The sequence below is a fragment of the Lysinibacillus sp. SGAir0095 genome (assembly GCF_005491425.1).
GTDB lineage: Bacteria > Bacillota > Bacilli > Bacillales_A > Planococcaceae > Ureibacillus.
In genome coordinates, this window is the sequence record NZ_CP028083.1 from 3,332,001 (window position 1) to 3,353,615 (window position 21,615).

Genomic DNA, 21,615 nt, shown 5'->3' on the forward strand with positions numbered 1-21,615 from the left:
GAAATCTTTAGAGAGCTGATGGTTGGTGAAAATCAGCGTTTTCTACGATTGTAGTTCCACTCCTGAATAGATAGGCTGAAAACTTTAGTATGCTTATCCGTTTCATGCACGTTACGCAGATGCTTAGAGGTTGCTCATATTTTTTGTGCAACGAATAAGGGTGGTACCGCGTGAGTATGTTAATTTTGCCTTTCGCCCCTTACATGAATATGTAGGGTGTGGAAGGCTTTTTATTTTTAGCAAAATTTAAGCTTAAATTTAACATCCAGTATCAAAAAAGTTTTCGAAATTATTTGTAAAATCACATTTAAAGGAGAGTATTGTCATGGTAACAAAAAATGTAACTGCAACGAACTTAATCAATGTATTTATTGCTGATCCACTTAGTGAGGATGGGATTTTCCCACTGCGTCAAGAAACAGAATTAAATCTAAACGTCGTGATTGAGACAGGTCTTGCACCAGAAGAACTTATTTCAAGAATTGAAGATGTTCATGTACTTCTAGTACGTAGCCAAACAAAAGTTACTCGCGAAATCATTGCGGCTGCTAAAAACTTAAAATTAATCGGTCGTGCCGGTGTTGGTGTTGATAACATTGACTTAGCTGCTGCTACTGAGCATGGGGTGATTGTGGTCAATGCACCAGACGGCAATACAAACTCTGCAGCAGAACATTCAATTGCCATGATGACTTCACTAGCTCGTCATATTCCACAAGCCTATAATGCTTTAAAAAATGGTATCTGGGATCGTAAATCTTATGTTGGTGTTGAACTAAAGAATAAAACTTTAGGTGTCGTTGGTTTTGGACGTATTGGAACAGAAGTAGCTTATCGTGCTAAAGGTCAACGTATGAATGTTATTGCATATGACCCATTCCTAACTGAAGAACGTGCAAAAGAGCTTGGTGTTACGAAAGGGACAGTAGATGAAGTTGTTCAGGCTGCTGACTTTATCACAGTACATACGCCATTACTTCCAGAGACACGTAACTTAATTAATAAAGATAAATTTGCAATCATGAAAAATGATGTACGCATTATTAACTGTGCACGTGGCGGTATTATTGATGAAGATGATTTATATGATGCAATCGTTGAAGGTAAAGTTGCTGGAGCCGCACTTGACGTTTTCGTTGAAGAGCCAGCGACAAATCATAAATTATTAACTTTACCACAGGTTATTGCTACACCACACTTGGGTGCATCAACAATTGAAGCACAAGAATCTGTAGCAGTTGACGTTTCTAACGATATTATTAAATTCTTTAAAACGGGGACGGTTACAAACCCAGTTAACATGCCGTCAATTCCAAAAGAATTACTTGCTCAAGTAGAGCCGTTCTTTGAGCTTGCTGAAAAATTAGGAACATTCCTATCTCAAGTAACAACCGAGCCAGTTAAGGAAATCAATATTTCTTATGCTGGTGAAGTGGCAAACTATGATGTACGCCCATTAACTTCAAATAACTTAAAAGGGTTATTGCAAAAAAACCATGGTGAACATGTAAATGATGTGAATGCTCGTTATTTATCTGAGCGTATCGGCATTAAAATTAACGAACATAAAACAACCACTGCTAAAGGCTTTACAAACCTAATAACAGTAGAAGTGAAAACAGAAAACGAGGTTCACTCTGTTGCGGGAACACTTCTTAATGGTTTAGGTGCACGTATCGTAAAAGTCGAAAACTATGTTGTTGACGTTATTCCACAAGGTCACCTTCTATACATCAAAAACACTGACAAACCAGGTGCGATTGGTCGCGTAGCCACAAAACTTGCTGAAAAAGATATCAATATTGCAACCATGCAAGTAGGTCGTGATCAAGTCGGCGGAACAGCTGTTATGATGCTTACAATCGATAACGATGTAACAACGGAAGACTTAAACTTTGTCGCACAGCTTGAAAATATTGATGAAGTAAAAGCAATTACACTTTAATAGATACTTAAAGGATGTCTCACAATTTGTTGTGAGACATTCTTTTAATTTTTTGTAACAATAGACGGGGCATATTCTACCTTTCACTTTCACGAGTGCTATATTTCGTCTTATAACCCGGCTCCCTTGGACGGTTCAGCTAAACTTTAAACTCCTATCGTCGAATAGAAACCGTGCGCATCTTATAGGTTCCCCTCATTATTACAACAATAGAAGAAACAGGTGAAGAAAACGAATCATTTTCCCCACCTGTTAGGTTAGCTGCATTTATATTCTTTTTAATAGCTCCAATAACTCCGTTAACGAGGTTACTTCATATGTTGGCGTAACTTCTGAATCATTCTGTTTGCCTTCTCGATTGATCCATACGTTTTTCATGCCGACACTTGCAGATCCTTTAATATCAGTATTCAAGTTGTCGCCTACCATAATTCCTTCACTCGCTGTTATCCCTACTTTTTCCATCATATATTCAAATAACTGTGCATCTGGCTTTCCTTTGCCAAAATCACCTGAAATGATGACAAAATCGAAATAAGGACGAATCTCTGGCGTAATTTCCAGCTTTAAATTTTGCAGGCTTGGTGCTCCATTTGTTAGTAACACCAGTTGATATTCATCCTTTAGTACATCTAACACTGCATATGTATCTTCATAAACAAAAGGAGATTTTTTACGTTCTTCTACAAATCGTTCACCTAATTCAGCACCGAGTGTTGGATTATCAATTCCTAAAAGCTTTAAGCCATTTGTCCAGGCTTCTTTACGGTAGGTCGGAATAATTTCTTTCATTTTCTGAAATGAATCTGTTGGATCATCAAAAGTACCCCATAGACCTTCAAAGGGGTTAATTCCGATTAGGACCGTGTAATCGTAAGTTTCATAGCGTTCATATAACTTTCTTGCTTCAATTCGTACTGCTTCTTCTAGTTTTTCAGAATCCACATCATATTTTTCCTGTGCATATGTACATGTTTTTTCAAAAGCGGTTTTGATACTATGGTTATCCCATAATAATGTGTCGTCTAAATCAAAAATAATGGTTTTTAATGACATGTTTGATCTCCTATTTACCTGATTTATACTCTCTTTATTCATACAGTTTCCTTTATTATTTTACCATGTTTTCAGAATTATTAGGATAATAGATTTCAACTTAGGCTCAAATAATGCATACACTCTTGCTAAGAAAATCCGAACTCGAAATAGGAGTTATACAAGCCGTAGCAATCGCATATGTTCATTTAAACACCAATTAGCTACTAGAAGAGGGAGAGAGACGATGATTAAAAAGTTTGCATCTGACGCTCTAGGACTATCGGATATTGGAAAAATGTTTGAACCTTACGACTATGATAAAACAGAATCGGATGACTATCTTCTTTATGAAAAAGGGGAGCATATTTATTTTCTTATTAAAACAAGGACCGATGAATATTGTTTTACAAATTTAGCATTAATTCATGTTGACGGAGATTCTGCTGTCAGTAAAAAACGTACATTAAAACGATATGACTATAAATTTAATACATTACGTCAAGTTTCGTTTGAAACCACAGGAACTCTGGATCTCGATATAGAGCTTAAATTTACTATTGGCGAAACAGCTTTTAATATTGAGGTCCATAAGAAATTTTCTGAGAAGGCAAAAGATTTATATAAATGCTTAGTCACAATGGAACGGATTATGAGGGAAAATGAGAAACATCGTAACTATATGTTCGATAGTTTGGAATATGCAACAAGAAGTCTTGCTTCTTCAGGACATGGCCAAACCTCTCCTGCTGAGTCCTTTAAATCGATTGCTGAATTTACTAATCATTGGTTACAGGAAAGCAATCGAAATTATTCTAAGGAAGATTATAGCGATGTCTTTGAGCTTTTTATAAGAAACTAAATTTAAAACCCGTACTAGCCTTTCTATTAGTACGGGTTTACCAACTTACTGGCTAGCTTTTTCGATTTTTCAGTCGGTCTATTAAACCTTGCACAGTTTTCTTTTATTCCTCTGTTTGATCTTTCCAAAGCGTAATGAGATAGTTTTCTCCATTATCAATTATTTCTACGATATCTCCTTCTTTTACTGGCGTAGCAATCTCTGAACGATGAATCAATAATTGGTCTGTTTCTTTAAGTCTTTTTAGAAAAATAGCATACATTCCTTCGAAACGATCTAATGTATAAGCATTATCTTTCACTTACAATCTCCCCTTTCGGATTTAGTAACAGAGCAGTGTACTTAATCTATTAAGTACCCTTTTTTGAACAAAATAAAAAGAATAGCCTATTTGCTATTCCTTTTAACTATTCACTGTATACTGGTTACGTCCATTACGTTTTGATTCGTACAGGGCATCATCTGCCAATTTAAAGATTTCTTTATATTCAGAAACCATCCCATTAACGTTTGTACTCACACCTAAGCTAATACTAGTAGATATCTTCTCATCATCGACTTCTATGATTCTATTGGAAATGTGGTTATATAAATTATCAATAATCTCCACTAATTCATCCTTTGATGGAACCTTAACCATTGCAACAAATTCATCCCCGCCATACCTAGCAAAAATACTTTCATATGCCGATAAATAATCATTCGTCATACTTGCCACAGACTTTAAGACATCATCGCCTATAAGATGACCGTATCGATCATTAATTTGTTTAAAATAATCAACATCCAGTATGAAAAAGCCGACTAACTGAGCAGAGATTTTTGCTTCCATTAACCATTTTTTTATATTTTTTTCAAAGTAACGGCGATTATAGCAAGATGTTAAAGGGTCTTTGGTTGAGATGGATTCATATTGTTTTTCATTTTGAGTTAATTCAATTTGAAGTAAATTTTGGTTTAGATTTATTTCTTTAATTTTAAGAAGGATATCAATATAATCTTTTTGAATCGCAATAAGGCGGTCTTTATCGTTTAATTCTGTTATAACCTCTACTAGAATATTATTTAATTCTTCTAATAGGATTAAATCATTATTTTTTGATGCAAAATCCTTCGCTTTCCCTAAGATCTCATTTGCTTCTTCATAAAGTTTTTGGGCTTTAAACCATAATCCTTTATATTGTAGTACGTATATGGATGTTTTCATCATTTGCTTGCCTTCAATATAAGAAAATAAAAAGTCAAATAGCTCCTCAGCTTTTTCAAATTCCCCTAAATCCGTATAGGCCTTGGATAAATTTAGTTTTAATAACACCATTAACTCTTCTTCATTTTCTTCATCAAGCTTTTTCGATAATTCAAGCCCTTTTTGTAAATGAGATACTGCGTTTGCTGGTTCTCCTTCAACTAAATAATAGACTCCTAAGTTGTTGTATATCTTGCAAAGAGTAAGAAAATCGTCTAATTTCATAGCCAAGGCTTTTGCCTTGTTTAAATACTCAAGGTTTTTCTTTTGGTTTCCTAGTTCTCCACAAACTGTAGCATACATATTTAAATAAGTTGTTCTTTGACCATCAGTACCATGCTCGTCAATCCACTCCGTTATCTTCTTTAAGTCTGCAATACAAGATTGGATATCTCCAATATTAAAAAATATCTTGCTGCGCTTTAAATATAAATCTATTAATAAATTGTAATTGTTTTCTTGTAATGCAAGACTTGCTGTTGGATCAAATAAGTTAAAAAATTCGTTAAACCGATCTTCTCTAACTAGAGCGTTCATGGTAATTTTTAATTCTTCTAGTTCTTGCAACTCATCACTCCCTAACCAACTTACATTACTTTTCTCATAACTATATATTTAAGTTATACATGATTTATAGCTCATTTACAATAAATGTAATTCAAAAATCTTGCAAAAGAGAAAATTCAGTCTTTTTTATCATAAAACATTTTAACTAGTTTTTAAAATATTAGTTTAATATTTTTATATTAAAAAAGGCAAAGTATAACTTTGCCCCTAAAATTATTGCTTAGTTTGCATTGGATACAATTCATTCAACATCTCTATTTTTTTCTCAATTGCTTCTTCGAAAGTCATAATGTACGCTGCCGGGTCCTTTGGATTATGAAACTGTGTAATTTTTCCGGTAATAGGGTTCACAAATTTTGTAGAGGCACCACAACCAATCCCAAGTATCGTTTGAACTTCTTCCATAATGACAATATTATAGATACTTTCTTCTCCCGGCTTACAATATCCTACATTTTCTAAGTTACCTAGGATATTTTTCTGACGGTATAAGTAATAAGGTACATAACTGTTTTCTTTAGTCCAATTACTTGCCATCTCCATCATCTTCGTAACCGTTTCACGATCAGCCACTTTATATTTATCTTTATTGTGCGTCATTTCCGAAGCACGTTTGAAGGACAAAGTATGAACAGTTAAGGATTCAGGCTGCATTTTTGCACTTTCATCTAATGAATGCTGGAACTCCTCTATCCCTTCATTTGGAAGACCAATGATTAAATCCATGTTGATATTATTCATTCCAGATTCTCTAGACAACCAGAATTTATCGATTGTTTCCTGAACTGTATGGTGACGACCAATCGCTTTTAAGGTTTCGTCTGTATAGCTTTGCGGATTAACCGAGATTCGATCTATGCCCCATTTTTTCAATACTTCAATCTTTTCAGGCGTGATTGTGTCTGGTCTTCCGGCTTCTACAGTAATTTCGCGAATTTGCTCAGGATTTGGGAAGGATTCAAACATTGTTTTATATAAAGAATCCATTTCATCGGCTTCGATGGATGTTGGTGTTCCCCCACCCCAATAGACAGAAGTGATATTCATGTTATTGTCCTTTAGCCATTTTCCCATTGCACGGATTTCAATATGCAATCCATCAATAAAGGATTCAACACGACCTGCTTTTCGGTTACTTTGAATCGCGTATGCCGGGAAAGTACAATAAGCACATTTTGTCGGGCAGAATGGTACACCAATATAAACAGAAATCTCTTTGCCTAATTCGTCTAAATCAGGGATTGTGATAAGCTGTCGTTTTACGATTTCATGCATCAAGGCAATTTTGGAGTCCGAAATTCGGAAGTCTTTCTTTAAAATTGCATAGATTTCTTCATCACTCCTACCTTGTTTACGGTAGTTGTGGTATAGCTTTGTCGGACGAACACCCGTTAAAATCCCCCATTGCTGGGTCATTCCTGTAAATTGCTCAAGGACATCAAGCATAACGTGGGATAAGGCGCGTTTCATACGAATCCCCTGTTCTTTTTCTGTACCTTCAGTTTCATATTGAATTGAGTAATTGCTTGTATATGTTAGTCCATCTGCAGTTAATTCACAGGCAGTGTGGATTGTAAAGTCATCATCAATTGAGTGTTGGAAACGAAAAGAAAGCTCTGCATCCTCAGCAGATACGACAATCTTAGAATCTTCATAAAATAAATTGGCAATATGATTTAATACTCGATTCCAATCCTCTTTAAACACTTTATTTATTTCAATTTTTTTCATCACTTATGTCTCTCTTCCCTATTAATTTCAGGCATTACCGTTAACAACAAAGGAGAAATTACTCGTATGTGAGTAATTAGTTTAAATTTCAAACGTTAATTATAACACGTCTCTTAAATATAACAAATGATGTGGGGTAAATGATAATTTTTTTTGCTTTTGGCCTGCTCACAATATTTTTTACTTCTAAATCTTCTATATATGTTGCGCATCTTACATTGTAGGCTGTTATTTTAAATATAGACACTTTCTGTACCAAATAAAAAAACCCAAAAGCTTAGATTAAGCTAAGCTCTTGGGTTTTTGTTTACATGATTACAGTCCATCGTATAAAGATTGAATAGGTTGAACCAGTATGCGATTTACTTCTTCGATTACTTTACTTAGTGCCATTTCAGCTTCTAGCATTGCTAGGATTACTGGGCTTGATTGTGCCAGTTGAGCAGTTTTCTGCGCGTATAGCAATTCGTCTTCAAGCAATTGTTCACCGTTCATTTGTTTTTGTTGAAGCTTCATTTGTACATCACGGAAATTTGCAAATAAAACTCTTGCCTCTTCGTCAGCACGAACTGCTTCTACAGCATCCTTCAACACTTTAAATTCGTCTGTTTGACGCATTGTTGCTTCTAATTTGTTGATGTCATTGTAAATGTTGATCAAAATTTTTCCCACTCTCATTTTTAATTTAATAGATACACAATTAATCCTTGTACAATACCGATTGCACCACCTAAAACAGCACCTAAGATGGTAATCATTTTCAACTCTTTGGAGGCAATGCTTAGCACAAGTTCTTCTAATTTCTCTAATGGGAAAGAGTCTACTTGTTCACGGACTACTTCGTCGAGATTTAAACGATTGACTACATCTTCCAGTTTGTTTTCAGCTTCCTTAAAGCCTCTATCAACTAATTTTGGCAATAGTTCATGTTTTGCATAATCATTACCTTGTGGCCAATAGTAGCTAATCGGCTGATTTAAATGCTCACGAATCTTCAGTTCTTTTTTCGCGTAACCTTGGATGTTTTTTAAGATTGAATCAAAATCAACTTCTTCCAGGAAATTCATAATTGATTGCTGCTTAAATTTATCCCATTCCTGAGAGATAATAGTAACTAATAAAATCTTTGTTCCAGGTGCTTTTAGGAAATTAATTAGTTCTCGCTGAATTTTCGAAACAATGGATGCAGAATCTCCTAAGAACATTTGAATCATTCCACCGAAAGAGCCTTTGGAACCAAGGAAATCATCCATCATATTTTTAATCGTTATTTCACCTTTTGGAGAAAGGAAGTACTCCTCTCCTTTTTCTAAAATATAAGTAACGACTTCAGGGATTTTTTTATCAATCACCTGATGGACATTGCTTGGCAGTAAAGCATCGATAGATTTTGTTGATAAAGTATTTTTGATTGAAAGGAATTGCTTTTCAATCATCACATCTACTCGTTGCTCAATCGTATCTGGTAATTGTTCAAAGCCACCCTGCTTTAGCCAATCATAAATTGTTTTATCATTCGTAAAGATTGTGTCTTCCACTTTCCTCCTAGCAAATGTTAAAACAGTGGATTTGATTTCGTCATTAAAAAGCTTTTTTTGAAAAACCTCAGGTGTTAATAAATAATTTTTTACTGTGACACCAATTTGTTTCGATAATTCCTGACGCCGTTTAGGAATTAAACCAGGTGTAAATGGCAAACGCCACTTTTTAATATAGAGTGCATTGTATGGTCGGAATAACATTTTAATGGCTAAAAAATTTGTAAAGCCACCAATGACTGCACCAACTACTGCCATAAAAATAATGGTAATCACTGCATTTTCCATTTAAATCCTCTCATTTCTTTCAAACTCGTACCTATTATATCAGAGTCAGGTCTTATAAAGAAATATTAGCCATTCTTCTTAACTTTTAGTACGATTAGCTTATGTTGAAAGTTTCAGGAGGGGGATATGTATGATTCAACATTTTCATTTTAAGCCTTTATTCGAAAACAATATACTGCCGGGGTGGGCGATTTCGTTTTATTACAAACAACAATTATATAAAGGTGAATACAAAAAAGATGGACAAATCGTTTGGATAGGAGACAAACCTGCAAACAACGAGCTTCCAACTGTTGAAAAAATGATTCACGAGTTAATGTTATTCCATGTCTATGATTGATTAAGATGAGGAAAATCAAAAAATAGAGTTTGTTATGATGCAGCATCTTTCTTGAGATTTCCTAGACATTTAATTTCCTATGCCAAAAAGCGAGCTCATCCGAAGTGGACTCGCTTTTAATCTTACTCTTCCTTCACCTTGTACTTCCTACTAAAAACCAGATAGAAATACGTAGAAGCTATTAAATACAGACAGCCTGTAATTGAAAATGTATAAGCATAGCCCCAATAATTTCCATAGGTTGTTACAAGCCAAGCAGCCGGCAGACCCATTGTCGCCCATCCAACGTTAAATACCATCTGACTTACAGAATTCGCAAGCCCCTTATATTTGTTATGAACGACATCCATCGCTATTGCACTTTGGATTGGATTTCCTGCATTCATTAAAGCTTGGCGCATTAAAAAACCTATTGAAGCAATAAGCAAAGAATTCGTAAAGGCTGTTAAAAAGAGAAACGGAATGGATAATAACTGAAAAATTACTAATGCCCGAACCTTTCCTACTCTTTTTACAAGTAAAGGCCCAATTAGCATTGCAACAGCTGTCATCGCAGAACCCAATGCAATTATTAGTCCTACATAGGAATTTGAAGCATCAAATCGATTTGCAAAGTACAAATTTAAATATGGAATGACTAATCCTGAGCCTGTTCCAATTAATAAGTTGGCAACCCCAAATAGGAGTATCATTACAAAATTCTTCTTAAAACTACTATCCTCCAAATCATCTGACTCTTTAGTTGAGGTTAATCGACGCCCTTGTTTTTGATTTTCAGACTTTGAAGAGCTTAATGATAATAAAGGAATCAAACCAAATGCGAAGATAGCCGCTCCCAAAAGCAGAGAGATACGAATGCTCTCCACTTCCCCATACTGGAATAATAGTTGAGATCCATCTGCCACAAATCCCCCCAGCAAGTTTCCGATGACATTGGCAACTGTCGTAATCGCAAAGTGAATGCTGAACAAATTCATTCTTTCAACAGGCTTTGAATTCTCGGCTAAAAAAGGAACACCAGAAACTTGAACAAACGCCCATACAAACCCAGTCAAAAAGGCAAACATTAAAATCGGCTGTTCAACAGAAACAATACTCCTCCCAAAAAGCATGAATGCTGAAATAAATGTTCCAACTAATAAAATGGATTTTCGGCCAATACGATCGCTTATTATTCCAGCTGGTACTAGCATTAAAGCAGTTGCTAATGAAGTAATTGAAATGACACTACCATTTACTGCTTCCGAATAACCTAACTCCTGAATGTAAAGATTGTACATTACACCAAAAACACCCATACCAATTTGTATGAGAATATTCGATAGCATGAACAACCTTATATTTCGATCAAAAGACATGATATTCGAAAATCCTTCTTTAAGCCGTTTATACATGGCGCACCCACCACTTCCCGCACATATTTCGTTACCCTAAATATACGGTTTACGTTATAGATAGGCAATAGTATTTTCGATATATTAAAAAATTTCTTACATATTCATGATAAGAAAAAGAGTTGGTCCAGATCTCTGGACCAACTCCATACTTTAATTTAATGCTCCTGCTTGCAATCGATACATAGTTTCGTAACGTCCACCTAACGCAACTAACTCTTCATGAGTTCCTCTTTCAACTATTTCTCCCTTATCTAATACGAGAATTTGATCGGCATTCTTAATAGTAGACAAACGGTGTGCAATAATGAAAGTTGTTCTTCCTTTTTTCAATACTTCCATTGCATGCTGGATAATTTCTTCTGTTTCTGTGTCAATATTTGATGTGGCTTCATCTAATATCAAAATGGCAGGGTCGAACGCCAATGCTCTTGCAAAGGAAATTAATTGACGCTGCCCTGAAGAAAGTGTACTTCCCTTCTCAATAACAGGCTCATCAATGCCCTTCTCAAGATTCTTTAATACTCGCTCTCCACCAACTGCTTCAAGGGCTTTTTCTACTGTTTCCCTCGAAATTCTTGGATCTCTTAAACTAACATTCGTTTCAATTGTTCCTGTGAATAAATAAGGATCCTGTAGCACAATGCCCATATGCTCACGGAAGGATTGACGTGGAATAGATAAAATGTTTTTCCCATCAATAATGATTTTTCCCTTTTGAGGGTCATAAAAGCGGAACAATAAATTCATTATCGAGCTTTTCCCTGAACCTGTATGACCAACAAGGGCAATCGTTTCGCCTTTTTTAGCTGAAAAGTTGATATTCTTTAATACATAATCATCCTCTTTATAGGCAAAGGATACATTCTCAAACACAACATTTCCTTCATATCTTGGAATCGATTCCTCGCTAACTGGCTCACCCTTGCGATCAAGCAGCTCAAACACGCGAGAACCTGCTACAAGAGAACGTTCTAATTGTGAAAATTGATTGACGATATTTACTATTGGACCAAATAAACGTGTAATATAGTCCACAAACGCATAAAGAGTCCCTGCTGTAATAACTTCAACTGTTGTCATCGATTGTGTACCGAAATAATAAATAAAGATGACAAAGAAGACTAATCTTAAAACATGTACTAAATTGAACGATGTTGCTGAATCTAAGAATAATAGCTTTCTTTGATATTCATAATGTTCATTATTCATTTCAGCAAATTCATCCTTCATTTGCTTTTCACGCTTGAACGCTTGAATAATCGTCATACCTTGAATAGATTCGTTAATCATTGCATTAATATCGGCAATTTTTGTGCGTACCACATGATTATACCTAGAAGCATATTTTCGATAAGCAACCATCCAAATATAGATAATTGGCACAACAACCAATGCGACAAGGGCCATTTTCACATTTAAGATAAAGAGTGCTACATAAACTCCTAGAATCGATATGAAGCTTGTTACAAATTGCGATAGCACTTGAACATACAAATTATGAATTGCCTCAGTATCATTTGTTACACGCGCAACAATTTTTCCAGCCGGTAAATTATCGAAGTAATCAATCGACATCGTTTGAATATGGCCAAAGACATCCTTGCGCAGCTTTTGAATAATACGGTTCGCACCGATTTGTAAATAGATAAACATAAAATATCGCAGAATCGCCGTTGCAATCGATAAAACGAAAAACACAATAAGCAACTTCACAATCGGCTGAAGTTCAATTGAACCAGGCGTCATATAATGATCAATAATATGCTTTGCAATAAACGGTCCAGCTAAATCTGTGAAAACAGCAATTGTCAACAACGCTAATCCAATATAGATTGGTTTTTTGAAATACATTGCATATTTAAATAAACGTTTACTAGTACTCATTCGCTAGGCACCTCCTCTAGCTGTTGGCGATCATATTGTTCCTTGTACCAGCCTTGTTTTTGAAGAAGCTCCTCATGTGTCCCTTCTTCGATTATTTGCCCTTCGTCCAATACGATTATTTGATCCGCATGCTGAACAGCCGATAAACGATGGGTCGTAATAATGGTCGTTTTCCCTTTTCTCACTCGGCCAATATTTTCAATGATTTTCGCTTCCGTTTTTGCATCTACAGCGGAAAGTGAATCATCTAAAATGAGGATTTCTGGATTTTTAATCATGGCACGAGAAATCGAAACGCGTTGCTTTTGACCTCCTGAAAGAGATATTCCCTTTTCTCCCACTAGAGTTTCAAGACCCAAAGCTAGATTTTTCAAATCATTTTCAAAGTAGGCAAGACGAACTGCTTCATCAATTTCCTCTTTTGTTGCATCTTCTTTTCCAAATAAAATGTTTTCTCGGATGGTTCTTGAGAATAATACATGATCTTGCGGAACATAGCCGATCCACTCAAGTAGCTGTTCTTTAGTTAACTTTGCAATATCAACGTTTCCAATGGTAAATTGACCTTCCGCTATTGGGTACTCTTTTAATAATTGCTTTACAAAGGTTGTTTTACCTGCACCAGTCTTCCCAACGATACCAAGTGTTTGACCTTGTTTTACATGTAAGGAAATATTGTGTAAGTTTTTCATTTGAGACATAGGATATTGGAATGAAAATTCATTAAACCCTAGAGATGTCGGATTTTTAACATCCTGTGGGGCGTTTGGATTTTTTACATCCTGCTCATAATCTAACGTTTCTTGAACTCGGTCCAGAGATGCATTCCCTTGCTGCATGACATTAATCAATTCACCGATTGCTATCATTGGCCAAACAGCTAAACCTAAATAAACATTAAATGTTACAAGCTGCCCAACTGTCATTTCTCCATTAGATACAAGAAAAGCACCTAGCCCTAGTGCTACAACATAACTAATACCAGTACCAACCTTTGTGATTGGACCAAATAGCGCATTAATTTTGGCAACATGGATATTTTTCTGATACACTTCTTCACTCATATCGGCAAAACGGTTTTCATCCTTCTTTTCTTGTACATAGGCGCGAATTACTCGAACACCTGAAACTGATTCAAGAACATTATCGTTCAGTTCACCAAAAGAATCTTGCGCCTTCATATAGCGTTCGTGCACCATTTTCCCATAATACTGCATGAGTACAGCCATAATTGGGATTGGAAGCATTGAGAAAATCGTTAGCTTCCATGAAATCAAGAATCCCATCGCCAAAATAATGGCCCCCATATAGATGGTAGAATCAAATAACGTCATAATCCCGAACCCTGCAGTTAACGAAACTGCATTTAAATCATTCGTAGCACGGGCCATTAAATCCCCAGTACGATTTTTTTCATAAAAGGTTGGCGTCATCTTTAAAAATTGGTGCATTAGTTTTTTTCGCAAAATTCTTTCTAAAGAAAGTGCTCCACCAAATAATTGATACTGCCATGTAAAGTTAATCATATAACCGAATACTACAATCAACCCAAGCCATAATAGATAATTTCTTAAAGAATCCTCAGTCATTGTCCCAAGTGCAATATCATCAATTGCCACCCCTATTATCCAAGGTGGGACAACTTCAATGACATTTGCAATGGTTAGTAAAACAACTGCGATCAAATATCTTTTCCAATAAGCCTTAAAAAACCACTTTAATTTAACTAATAATTCAAACATTTATGCACCTTCTCCTAATTTGCTGTCCAATCCTAACTATCCACTATCCGTACACTCACTTTTTAACAACTTTCTTGTGTAACGACTTTTCATAATCCTCTCTCCTCTTCCATAATTTTCTATGCATGCACAAAAAAAGGCACCTATCCTCCTGTGAGATAGGTGCTCATAGAAAAAGGATACAAGTATCCAATACCTGTATCCCCTCTTTAATTTATGCGCGTCCTTCATAAATATAAGAAAGCTTGAGGCAGGTTTGGATTAACGTATTTAATTGCTGGCGGCAATGTGTTTTTAATTTTCATAATCCTAACCTCCTTTTCTTATATTTATAATTACAGTTAAAGCGTAGCATATCCATTTTTTGAAAGTCAACAATTTTTAGAAAATAGAAATACTTTTGATATCATCTACACATTAACCGTCTATTCTATGATTTTCCATAAGTCAAAATGTCATAGATTAGTAAAATATTCTTTGGGACAATATATAGCCACTATTTGTATTTTCCCAGTAAATATTTTATCATTGTATTATTCAATTATTTTTTATTATAGGAGGTGTACTCTTTGTTCGCACCCCTCATTCGGGCGAGGAGCAAAGAAAGTATTTGGACGTAGACATAGTAGAGTTAACCATTAAGTTGGCAGCATTTTTCTTGTTAATTGCTGCTACGGCATTTTTCGTTGCAACTGAGTTTGCAATCGTAAAAGTAAGAACAACTCGTATTGATCAATTAGTTGCAGAGGGCAACAAAAAAGCAATGAAAGCTAAAAAGGTTGTTTCGAATTTAGATGAGTATCTATCAGCCTGTCAATTAGGGATTACCATCACTGCCCTTGGTCTAGGTTGGTTAGGTGAACCGACATTTGAGATGATTCTACATCCCTTATTTGAATTGATGAATTTAGATGCAACGCTAGCTTCCCTGCTTTCATTTATTATTGCGTTTATGTTTGTTACGTATTTACACGTAGTCGTAGGAGAGTTAACACCAAAAACGTTTGCCATTGTAAAATCAGAAGAACTTACATTGCGCCTTTCAGGGCCATTAATTGTATTTTATAAGGTCATGTATCCATTTATCCGTACTCTAAACGGTTCAGCTCGAGCATTATCAGGCTTATTTGGATATAAAATGGCATCTGAATCCGAAGTAGCTCATTCTGAAGAAGAACTTCGTATTATCTTAACAGATAGTTATAAAGGTGGAGAAATCAATCATTCTGAATACGAGTACGTAAATAGTATTTTCGAATTCTCTGACCGTACAGCGAAGGAAATTATGGTACCTCGAACTGAAATTGTTGGTCTTGAAAAAGACTTAACAGTTAAAGAAGTATTTGAAGTAATGGGGGTTGAACAATATACTCGTTACCCTATCATTGATGGAGACAAAGACCATGTAATCGGCCTAGTAAATCTAAAGCATTTACTTACTGCGTATATAAAAGATCCTGCAAACGGTAACAAGCCGGTAATTGATTATATGCAACCGATTATTCGAATTTTTGAAACGGTTCCGATTAGTGATTTATTACTGAAAATACAAAGTGAACGAATTCATATGGCTATCCTAATGGACGAATATGGTGGAACTTCAGGTTTAGTCACAATTGAAGACATTATCGAAGAAATCGTCGGTGATATTCAAGATGAATTTGACGATGACGAAATACCAGAAGTACAAGAAATTAGTGATAATCACTACATTATAGATGCTAAATTGTTAGTTGACGAAGTAAATAATATGTTGGGGATTACGATCGATGATGAAGATGTAGATACGATTGGCGGTTGGTTCTTAACTCAACGATTCGATGCCGTTGAAGGCGATAGCTTCGAATATGAAGGTTACGAATTCAAAATTAAAGAATCTGACGGCCACCATATCCTTTACATTGAAGTAACAAAATTACCTGAACCAGAAGAGTCTGATGATGATTTAAAAGAATCAGAAGAATAATTCTAACAGCAGCAATGAAGTATGTCTCAAAAGTTTAATCAGTCAACTTTTGGGACATAACTTTTCATGAAAACAAAAAACTGATTTTTGTACTACCTAAAATTTAGGCTGCAAAAAACAGAGCCGTCTCATTCCAGAAGAGACGGCTCTGTTTTGTCATGTTCTAAAGTTTTGCCAGGAGGAAACATTGTGGAGCTATATACAAATTTACGAGCCGGGGAAAAAGGTGCTTGGCTTTCAATAGGCACTTACTTAATCCTTAGTTCGATTAAACTAACAATTGGATATGTTGGAGAATCAGAGGCGTTAAAAGCGGATGGATTAAATAATACAACAGATATTATTGCTTCCATTGCTGTCTTAATCGGTTTGCGAATATCTCAGAGACCACCTGATTCCAATCACGCTTACGGACATCTGCGTGCGGAAACAATTGCTTCACTCATTGCATCTTTTATCATGATGATGGTAGGCTTACAGGTCCTCTTAAGTTCGGTAATGAATTTATGGAACCCTGTTCGAGAAACGCCTTCTTCCTTAACTGCGTATGTAGCGATAGGGAGTGCAGCTGTTATGTATGGTGTATATCGGTACAATTTAGCTCTTTCAAAAAAAATCAATAGTTCTGCCGTAAAAGCTGCTGCATACGATAACCGTTCTGATGCACTTGTCAGTATTGGTACGGCCATCGGGATATTTGGGGCGATTATTGGCTTCCCTATTATCGATACACTCACAGCTTTAGTTGTTGCCATCATTATCATAAAAACGGCAATCGAAATCTTCTGGGACTCGGTTCAAACATTAACAGACAGCTTTGATATTGAAGAAGCCGAAACACTATCTGTCCTTATACACAATGTTTCTGGCGTGATTGATTTAGTCGACTTTAAAGGTAGATCCCATGGAAATGTGAGTTTTATAGATGTTACAGTAACAGTGAATCCCCATTTAGATGTCCGCCAAAGTCATCAAATCACTGAGAAAATCGAATCAACGGTTAAAAAATTTAATCCATTCTGTATGGTGCTTGTCCATATAGAACCGCATGAGCTTACAATAGCGACTGATGAGGATTATCATTTTTAGGTTTTGAAGGTAATGATAGCGCGCAGCCTTACATTTGTAGGCTGCGGTTACTTATACTACTATTTAATTTTTCTACTTTTAGTTTGGCGAGAGGATTTTTTTAATCTCGCCACTTTTGCTGAAAATCCCGACACTTTCATCAATAATCCCGACACATCAAAATTTCAACTACAGCTTCAACTATTATCTATACATTTAACTCAATAACTTTCCAAAACAAACAAAAAAAAGCTCAATCTCCTCTGTTCAAAGACCAAGCTTTTGATAAATAATTTAATGACAACACATTATGGCGTTTCGCTTCCTTCAGTTAGTCCATGTTTTACTGCGTAAAGGGCAGCTTGCGTTCGATCTTGAACATCGAGCTTTGAGAATATATTTGAAATATGAGTCTTTACTGTTTTCTCAGTAACAAATAAGGACGAGGCAATTTCCCGGTTGCTTTTCCCTTTTGTTAATTCGGCTAATACATCTCTTTCCCTTGGAGTTAAAGCGTTTTTCACATGAGGAAGGTTTTCTTCTTCCCGAAGTGTCTCTTCTAATTGAATTGTTGCAACCGGGTGTATGATATTTTCGCCACGAATAATTTCGCGAATGGAGTTCACCAATTCGTCCGGTTCAATATCCTTTAATTGATACCCTGCAGCACCTGCTTCGATGGCAGGTAAAACATGATCTTTATCTGAAAAGCTTGTTAACATTAAGATATGAACGTCCGGCCATTTATCTTTTATCTTTTTCGTTGCTTGAATGCCGTCCATTTCAGGCATGACAAGATCCATTAATACAATATCGGGTTGTAGAGATTCAACAAGCTCAACAGCCTCTATTCCATTTTTTGCTTCCCCAATTACTTCGATATCCTTTTGTGTTTTTAGAAAAAATAGTAAACCACGTCGTACAACATGATGGTCATCTGCTATTAAAACTCGAATCATGTGATCCCCCCCTAATATGGTAAACGGATTAATAATTCCGTTCCCTTTCCAATTTGGCTAACCCAATCTGCAGACCCTCCAAGTGCAATAGTACGGTCCTGAATGGATTGTAAGCCGATAGAAGGAAGTCTTTTCTCCTGATCAATGACAAACCCTCTTCCTTCATCCTTAATGACAAGCAATATATCTGTTGGCGTTACAGTTAAATAGATAATCGCCTCTTGTACTCCAGCATGTTTGCGTATATTGTTCAAGGCTTCCTGCGTAATACGAAATAGCGTTTCTTCTACCCTTGATGGAAACTGAATAACTCCTGAGACATTGACCGTTAAATTAATGTTTAACATTTCTGAATAGGCTTTAATTGCCTCGAGTAATCCACTTTCCAAACCTTTTGGGCGTAATTGCCAAATTAGTGCCCTCATTTCAGTTAAGGCTGATTTTGTTAGCTGCTGGATCTCTTTGAATGTTTCCTTGATTTCTGCAGTTTCACTCATTTCAATTCCAGCTCGAGCTGTTAGTGTTACGGAAAATAACAATTGGTTTACGGAATCATGTAAATCTCGTGCCAATCGATTTCTTTCCTGCACCAAGGCAATTTCTTGCTCTTGCTTTGTTAAATTAATGCGTTTAATAGCTGAACCCATTTGAAAAGCTACAGATTCTAGTAATTCTAATTCTTCTTCCGTAAATTTTGCTGTTTTAGGAGAAGCAACATTTAAAATTCCAAACCGTTCGTCTCCCGATTGCAATGGTACTGTCGCATGGTGCGTAATATCCGCATTATCTCCTGTATTCGATTCAATCGCTGCTTCAATTCTTTGGCATTCTATAATATTGGAGGCTTTTTTTAACTCATTTTTTCGATATCTAGATACACACCAACAGCCACCCTTTTGCAAATGATGGCAGTTATTATACTCGAGTGCCTCCGGTAAATTTTCTTGAGCAATCAACTCGGTTTTCCCTTTTTCATTGATAAAGAAAATCCATCCGGTTTCAAAATTTGTCCCGTTTAAAAATTTACTTAAAGCACCTTTTAACATCGGGATTAAATCTGTTTCTTCATTTAATAGCTCTGCAATTTCTTTTAGGATTGTTATATTCGAATGATCATTGACTGACAAGCTTTGAACACCTCACACTATACACTTTCAGCAAGAGTAACTTTTATTTTCGAACAAGCTATCCTCACTTTTTTATTTACTAATCATATCATTAGACTGTACCCCATCGCATTTGTATGGTTCTCATACTTTTGGATGAAATTTTTTCTTGAATTGAGATAAAAGTTTATGGAATACCACTAATATTGTGTGACTTTAAGTGTATAATATAATCGTATTACGTTTTACTAGGGGGAGTAAGAATGCAAGTTGTAAATCCAAATAACTCTAATGCTTATCGATTAGCCTATGAATCAATACGAAATATGATTATAAGTGGTGAGTTAAATGGTGGTATTAAGCTTGTCGAGGAACGATTAGCTGAAAAAATCGGGGTAAGTCGAACGCCCGTAAGAGAAGCCATTCGCCATCTTGAACAAGAAGGTTTAATCAAAAACAAACGAGTTTACAAACCCACAAAGGAAGACTTACTCTACTCATCGGAGTTAATCACGTTAATTGAAAGCTATGCTGCCAAAAAAGCAGCTGAAAACATGACAAAGGAAAAATTAAGCCAATTAAAGCAGGCGTTGAAAGAATCAAAAAAAGGTACATTCGATGAAATTGTAAGCGTAAACATGAAATTTCACGAGCTGATTATTGCAGAGTGCAATAACCCTGTGATGATCGAGGAAATACAAAAAGTGAATACGGTTTATAATTTATATCGCCGGCTGCTTATAAAAAATAAACGACCTTTATTATACGAAGAGCATCAGGAAATATACGAGGCAATCGCATCAAAGAACGGTGATTTAGCTTCCGAATTAATGCGCAAACATCTAAAATTAGACTTAAAATACATGCTTCGATACTCAAATATTTTCTAGTAACTTTCTTTTAGTTTAATGATTCATATAATCGTCAAAAACACTCTTATTTTAATTATTTCTAATTCAAAATAATTTACTTCTATTTAGCAACAAATTATAATCAAGCTACAATAGAAAATGATTACTAGGAGATGCTAAATGAATAAAAAACTAGAGAATAGTTTGCTCTCTATATGGCTTGTGTCATTATTAGCAACACTTGGTTCCCTCTATTTTTCCGAAATACGCAGCTACGAACCTTGCGAGTTATGCTGGTATCAACGAATACTTATGTACCCGATACTATTAATGACAACGATAGCTTACATACAAAAAAATGCTCGAATTGCCGTAACAACGGCAGTGTTTTCATGTATAGGTGGTATCATCTCTCTTTATCATTATGGTATTCAAAAGCTGGACTTCTTAGCTGATTCTGCGCCTGCATGTGGACGAGTTCCATGTACTGGACAATATATTAATATGTTAGGCTTTATTACCATACCATTTCTAGCTGGTGTTGCGTTTATATTAATCGCTATTACTAGTTTCTACATGATAAAAGTACTGAAGGGAGAAAAACAATGAAAAAATTAGGAATTCTCGGTGCAATTGTCGTTGTACTTTTTGCAGCCATTATTATACTTACAAACTTAGCAAATGAAGATAAATTAAAAGACAACCCTTATGATACTGATAATTTAAATCAAGCAACAATTGATCTACTAGATAATGAAAATTATCAAAATATCATCCTACCTGAAGCTCTAAAAGAAAAAATTGACTCTGGGGAACCTGTAGTTGCTTATATGTTCAGTCCAACATGTGTACACTGTCAAGCTATGACACCAGCGCTGATGCCAATCGCAGAGGAAGTAGATGTTCAAGTCGACCAATATAACCTTTTAGAATATGAAAAAGGTTGGGATGATTATACCATTGAAGCAACGCCAACTTTAATCTATTTTAAAGATGGGAAAGAAGTAAACCGTATTGTCGGAGATTACTCTAAAGATACAGAAGTGATTTATGATTTCTTAGAGCAGGCTAAATCGTAATGTCGGCAAAA

General features: G+C 35.6%; 19 protein-coding genes and 1 other annotated feature (1 of these 20 cut by a window edge). Of the genes, 8 read left to right on the forward strand and 11 right to left on the reverse strand.

Annotated features, from left to right (window positions below):
* Positions 1-203 (forward strand) — a binding site (T-box leader); it begins 35 nt to the left of the window's first position.
* Between the two features lie 122 nt (positions 204-325).
* Positions 326-1,945, forward strand: a complete 1,620-nt coding sequence (serA, locus tag C1N55_RS16550; RefSeq protein ID WP_137729843.1) for a phosphoglycerate dehydrogenase — start codon at positions 326-328, stop codon at positions 1,943-1,945.
* A 267-nt stretch (positions 1,946-2,212) separates the two neighbouring features.
* On the opposite strand, the gene C1N55_RS16555 is transcribed toward serA, so the two are convergent.
* Positions 2,213-3,001, reverse strand: coding sequence for an HAD family hydrolase (locus C1N55_RS16555; RefSeq protein ID WP_137729844.1), 789 nt, complete (start codon positions 2,999-3,001; stop codon positions 2,213-2,215).
* A 226-nt stretch (positions 3,002-3,227) separates the two neighbouring features.
* Between C1N55_RS16555 and C1N55_RS16560 the strand changes: the two genes are divergently transcribed.
* Positions 3,228-3,842, forward strand: a complete 615-nt coding sequence (locus tag C1N55_RS16560; protein ID WP_137729845.1) for a PH domain-containing protein — start codon at positions 3,228-3,230, stop codon at positions 3,840-3,842.
* 103 nt (positions 3,843-3,945) lie between these two features.
* Here the strand turns inward: C1N55_RS16560 and C1N55_RS16565 are convergent, their stop codons facing one another.
* The 5 genes from C1N55_RS16565 to C1N55_RS16585 all read right to left on the reverse strand — a co-directional run bounded on the left by C1N55_RS16565 (position 3,946) and on the right by C1N55_RS16585 (position 9,212).
* A complete protein-coding gene (locus C1N55_RS16565; protein WP_137729846.1) occupies positions 3,946-4,143 on the reverse strand; it encodes a DUF3006 domain-containing protein in 198 nt (65 codons plus the stop codon).
* A 102-nt stretch (positions 4,144-4,245) separates the two neighbouring features.
* Positions 4,246-5,655 carry a tetratricopeptide repeat-containing diguanylate cyclase gene (locus tag C1N55_RS16570; protein ID WP_137729847.1) on the reverse strand — a complete coding sequence of 470 codons (1,410 nt, stop codon included), beginning with the start codon at positions 5,653-5,655 and terminating at the stop codon, positions 4,246-4,248.
* A gap of 213 nt (positions 5,656-5,868) precedes the next feature.
* The gene (locus C1N55_RS16575; RefSeq protein WP_137729848.1) at positions 5,869-7,386 is read right to left on the reverse strand and encodes a coproporphyrinogen III oxidase; all 1,518 of its coding nucleotides are present in this window, start codon (positions 7,384-7,386) and stop codon (positions 5,869-5,871) included.
* 315 nt (positions 7,387-7,701) lie between these two features.
* Positions 7,702-8,046 (reverse strand): YlbF family regulator, encoded by a 345-nt coding sequence (locus tag C1N55_RS16580; protein WP_137729849.1) that lies wholly within the window; start codon positions 8,044-8,046, stop codon positions 7,702-7,704.
* Positions 8,047-8,066: 20 nt separating this feature from the next.
* On the reverse strand, positions 8,067-9,212 hold the full coding sequence (locus C1N55_RS16585) for a DUF445 domain-containing protein (RefSeq protein WP_137729850.1): 1,146 nt from the start codon (positions 9,210-9,212) through the stop codon (positions 8,067-8,069).
* Between the two features lie 130 nt (positions 9,213-9,342).
* Between C1N55_RS16585 and C1N55_RS16590 the strand changes: the two genes are divergently transcribed.
* Entirely contained in the window at positions 9,343-9,552 is a 210-nt protein-coding gene (locus tag C1N55_RS16590; RefSeq protein WP_137729851.1) for a YheE family protein, read from the forward strand.
* A 122-nt stretch (positions 9,553-9,674) separates the two neighbouring features.
* Here C1N55_RS16590 and C1N55_RS16595 read toward each other — a convergent pair whose 3' ends face one another.
* From C1N55_RS16595 to C1N55_RS16605, 3 genes are all read right to left on the reverse strand, one after another.
* Positions 9,675-10,946, reverse strand: a complete 1,272-nt coding sequence (locus C1N55_RS16595) for an MFS transporter (protein ID WP_137729852.1) — start codon at positions 10,944-10,946, stop codon at positions 9,675-9,677.
* 153 nt (positions 10,947-11,099) lie between these two features.
* On the reverse strand, positions 11,100-12,833 hold the full coding sequence (locus C1N55_RS16600; RefSeq protein WP_137729853.1) for an ABC transporter ATP-binding protein: 1,734 nt from the start codon (positions 12,831-12,833) through the stop codon (positions 11,100-11,102).
* Positions 12,830-14,575 (reverse strand): ABC transporter ATP-binding protein, encoded by a 1,746-nt coding sequence (locus tag C1N55_RS16605; protein WP_137729854.1) that lies wholly within the window; start codon positions 14,573-14,575, stop codon positions 12,830-12,832. Before C1N55_RS16605 ends, C1N55_RS16600 begins: the two co-directional genes overlap by 4 nt.
* Positions 14,576-15,218: 643 nt before the next feature.
* Here C1N55_RS16605 and C1N55_RS16610 point away from each other — a divergent pair.
* Together C1N55_RS16610 and C1N55_RS16615 are read left to right on the forward strand one after the other, a co-directional pair.
* Positions 15,219-16,541 carry a hemolysin family protein gene (locus tag C1N55_RS16610; RefSeq protein ID WP_205758553.1) on the forward strand — a complete coding sequence of 441 codons (1,323 nt, stop codon included), beginning with the start codon at positions 15,219-15,221 and terminating at the stop codon, positions 16,539-16,541.
* A 189-nt stretch (positions 16,542-16,730) separates the two neighbouring features.
* The gene (locus C1N55_RS16615) at positions 16,731-17,630 is read left to right on the forward strand and encodes a cation diffusion facilitator family transporter (protein ID WP_137729856.1); all 900 of its coding nucleotides are present in this window, start codon (positions 16,731-16,733) and stop codon (positions 17,628-17,630) included.
* 287 nt (positions 17,631-17,917) lie between these two features.
* Here the strand turns inward: C1N55_RS16615 and C1N55_RS16620 are convergent, their stop codons facing one another.
* Both C1N55_RS16620 and C1N55_RS16625 read right to left on the reverse strand, forming a co-directional pair.
* The gene (locus C1N55_RS16620; protein ID WP_137729857.1) at positions 17,918-18,568 is read right to left on the reverse strand and encodes a response regulator; all 651 of its coding nucleotides are present in this window, start codon (positions 18,566-18,568) and stop codon (positions 17,918-17,920) included.
* A gap of 11 nt (positions 18,569-18,579) precedes the next feature.
* Positions 18,580-19,695 (reverse strand): GAF domain-containing sensor histidine kinase, encoded by a 1,116-nt coding sequence (locus C1N55_RS16625; RefSeq protein ID WP_137729858.1) that lies wholly within the window; start codon positions 19,693-19,695, stop codon positions 18,580-18,582.
* Positions 19,696-19,937: 242 nt separating this feature from the next.
* Between C1N55_RS16625 and C1N55_RS16630 the strand changes: the two genes are divergently transcribed.
* The 3 genes from C1N55_RS16630 (at position 19,938) to C1N55_RS16640 (ending at position 21,604) form a co-directional block, all read left to right on the forward strand.
* Positions 19,938-20,564 (forward strand): GntR family transcriptional regulator, encoded by a 627-nt coding sequence (locus C1N55_RS16630; RefSeq protein ID WP_137729859.1) that lies wholly within the window; start codon positions 19,938-19,940, stop codon positions 20,562-20,564.
* A gap of 141 nt (positions 20,565-20,705) precedes the next feature.
* Complete coding sequence (locus C1N55_RS16635; RefSeq protein WP_137729860.1) at positions 20,706-21,134, forward strand: disulfide oxidoreductase; 429 nt, start codon at positions 20,706-20,708, stop codon at positions 21,132-21,134.
* On the forward strand, positions 21,131-21,604 hold the full coding sequence (locus C1N55_RS16640; protein ID WP_137729861.1) for a thioredoxin family protein: 474 nt from the start codon (positions 21,131-21,133) through the stop codon (positions 21,602-21,604). Before C1N55_RS16635 ends, C1N55_RS16640 begins: the two co-directional genes overlap by 4 nt.
* The last annotated feature ends 11 nt before the right edge of the window (positions 21,605-21,615 follow it).

Coding starts and splice junctions, on each gene's coding strand:
- serA (WP_137729843.1), top strand. CDS start 326: ATGGTAACAAAAAATGTAACTGCAACGAACTTAATCAATGTATTTATT.
- C1N55_RS16555 (WP_137729844.1), bottom strand. CDS start 3,001: ATGTCATTAAAAACCATTATTTTTGATTTAGACGACACATTATTATGG.
- C1N55_RS16560 (WP_137729845.1), top strand. CDS start 3,228: ATGATTAAAAAGTTTGCATCTGACGCTCTAGGACTATCGGATATTGGA.
- C1N55_RS16575 (WP_137729848.1), bottom strand. CDS start 7,386: ATGAAAAAAATTGAAATAAATAAAGTGTTTAAAGAGGATTGGAATCGA.
- C1N55_RS16585 (WP_137729850.1), bottom strand. CDS start 9,212: ATGGAAAATGCAGTGATTACCATTATTTTTATGGCAGTAGTTGGTGCA.
- C1N55_RS16590 (WP_137729851.1), top strand. CDS start 9,343: ATGATTCAACATTTTCATTTTAAGCCTTTATTCGAAAACAATATACTG.
- C1N55_RS16595 (WP_137729852.1), bottom strand. CDS start 10,946: ATGTATAAACGGCTTAAAGAAGGATTTTCGAATATCATGTCTTTTGAT.
- C1N55_RS16600 (WP_137729853.1), bottom strand. CDS start 12,833: ATGAGTACTAGTAAACGTTTATTTAAATATGCAATGTATTTCAAAAAA.
- C1N55_RS16605 (WP_137729854.1), bottom strand. CDS start 14,575: ATGTTTGAATTATTAGTTAAATTAAAGTGGTTTTTTAAGGCTTATTGG.
- C1N55_RS16620 (WP_137729857.1), bottom strand. CDS start 18,568: ATGATTCGAGTTTTAATAGCAGATGACCATCATGTTGTACGACGTGGT.
- C1N55_RS16630 (WP_137729859.1), top strand. CDS start 19,938: ATGCAAGTTGTAAATCCAAATAACTCTAATGCTTATCGATTAGCCTAT.
- C1N55_RS16635 (WP_137729860.1), top strand. CDS start 20,706: ATGAATAAAAAACTAGAGAATAGTTTGCTCTCTATATGGCTTGTGTCA.
- C1N55_RS16640 (WP_137729861.1), top strand. CDS start 21,131: ATGAAAAAATTAGGAATTCTCGGTGCAATTGTCGTTGTACTTTTTGCA.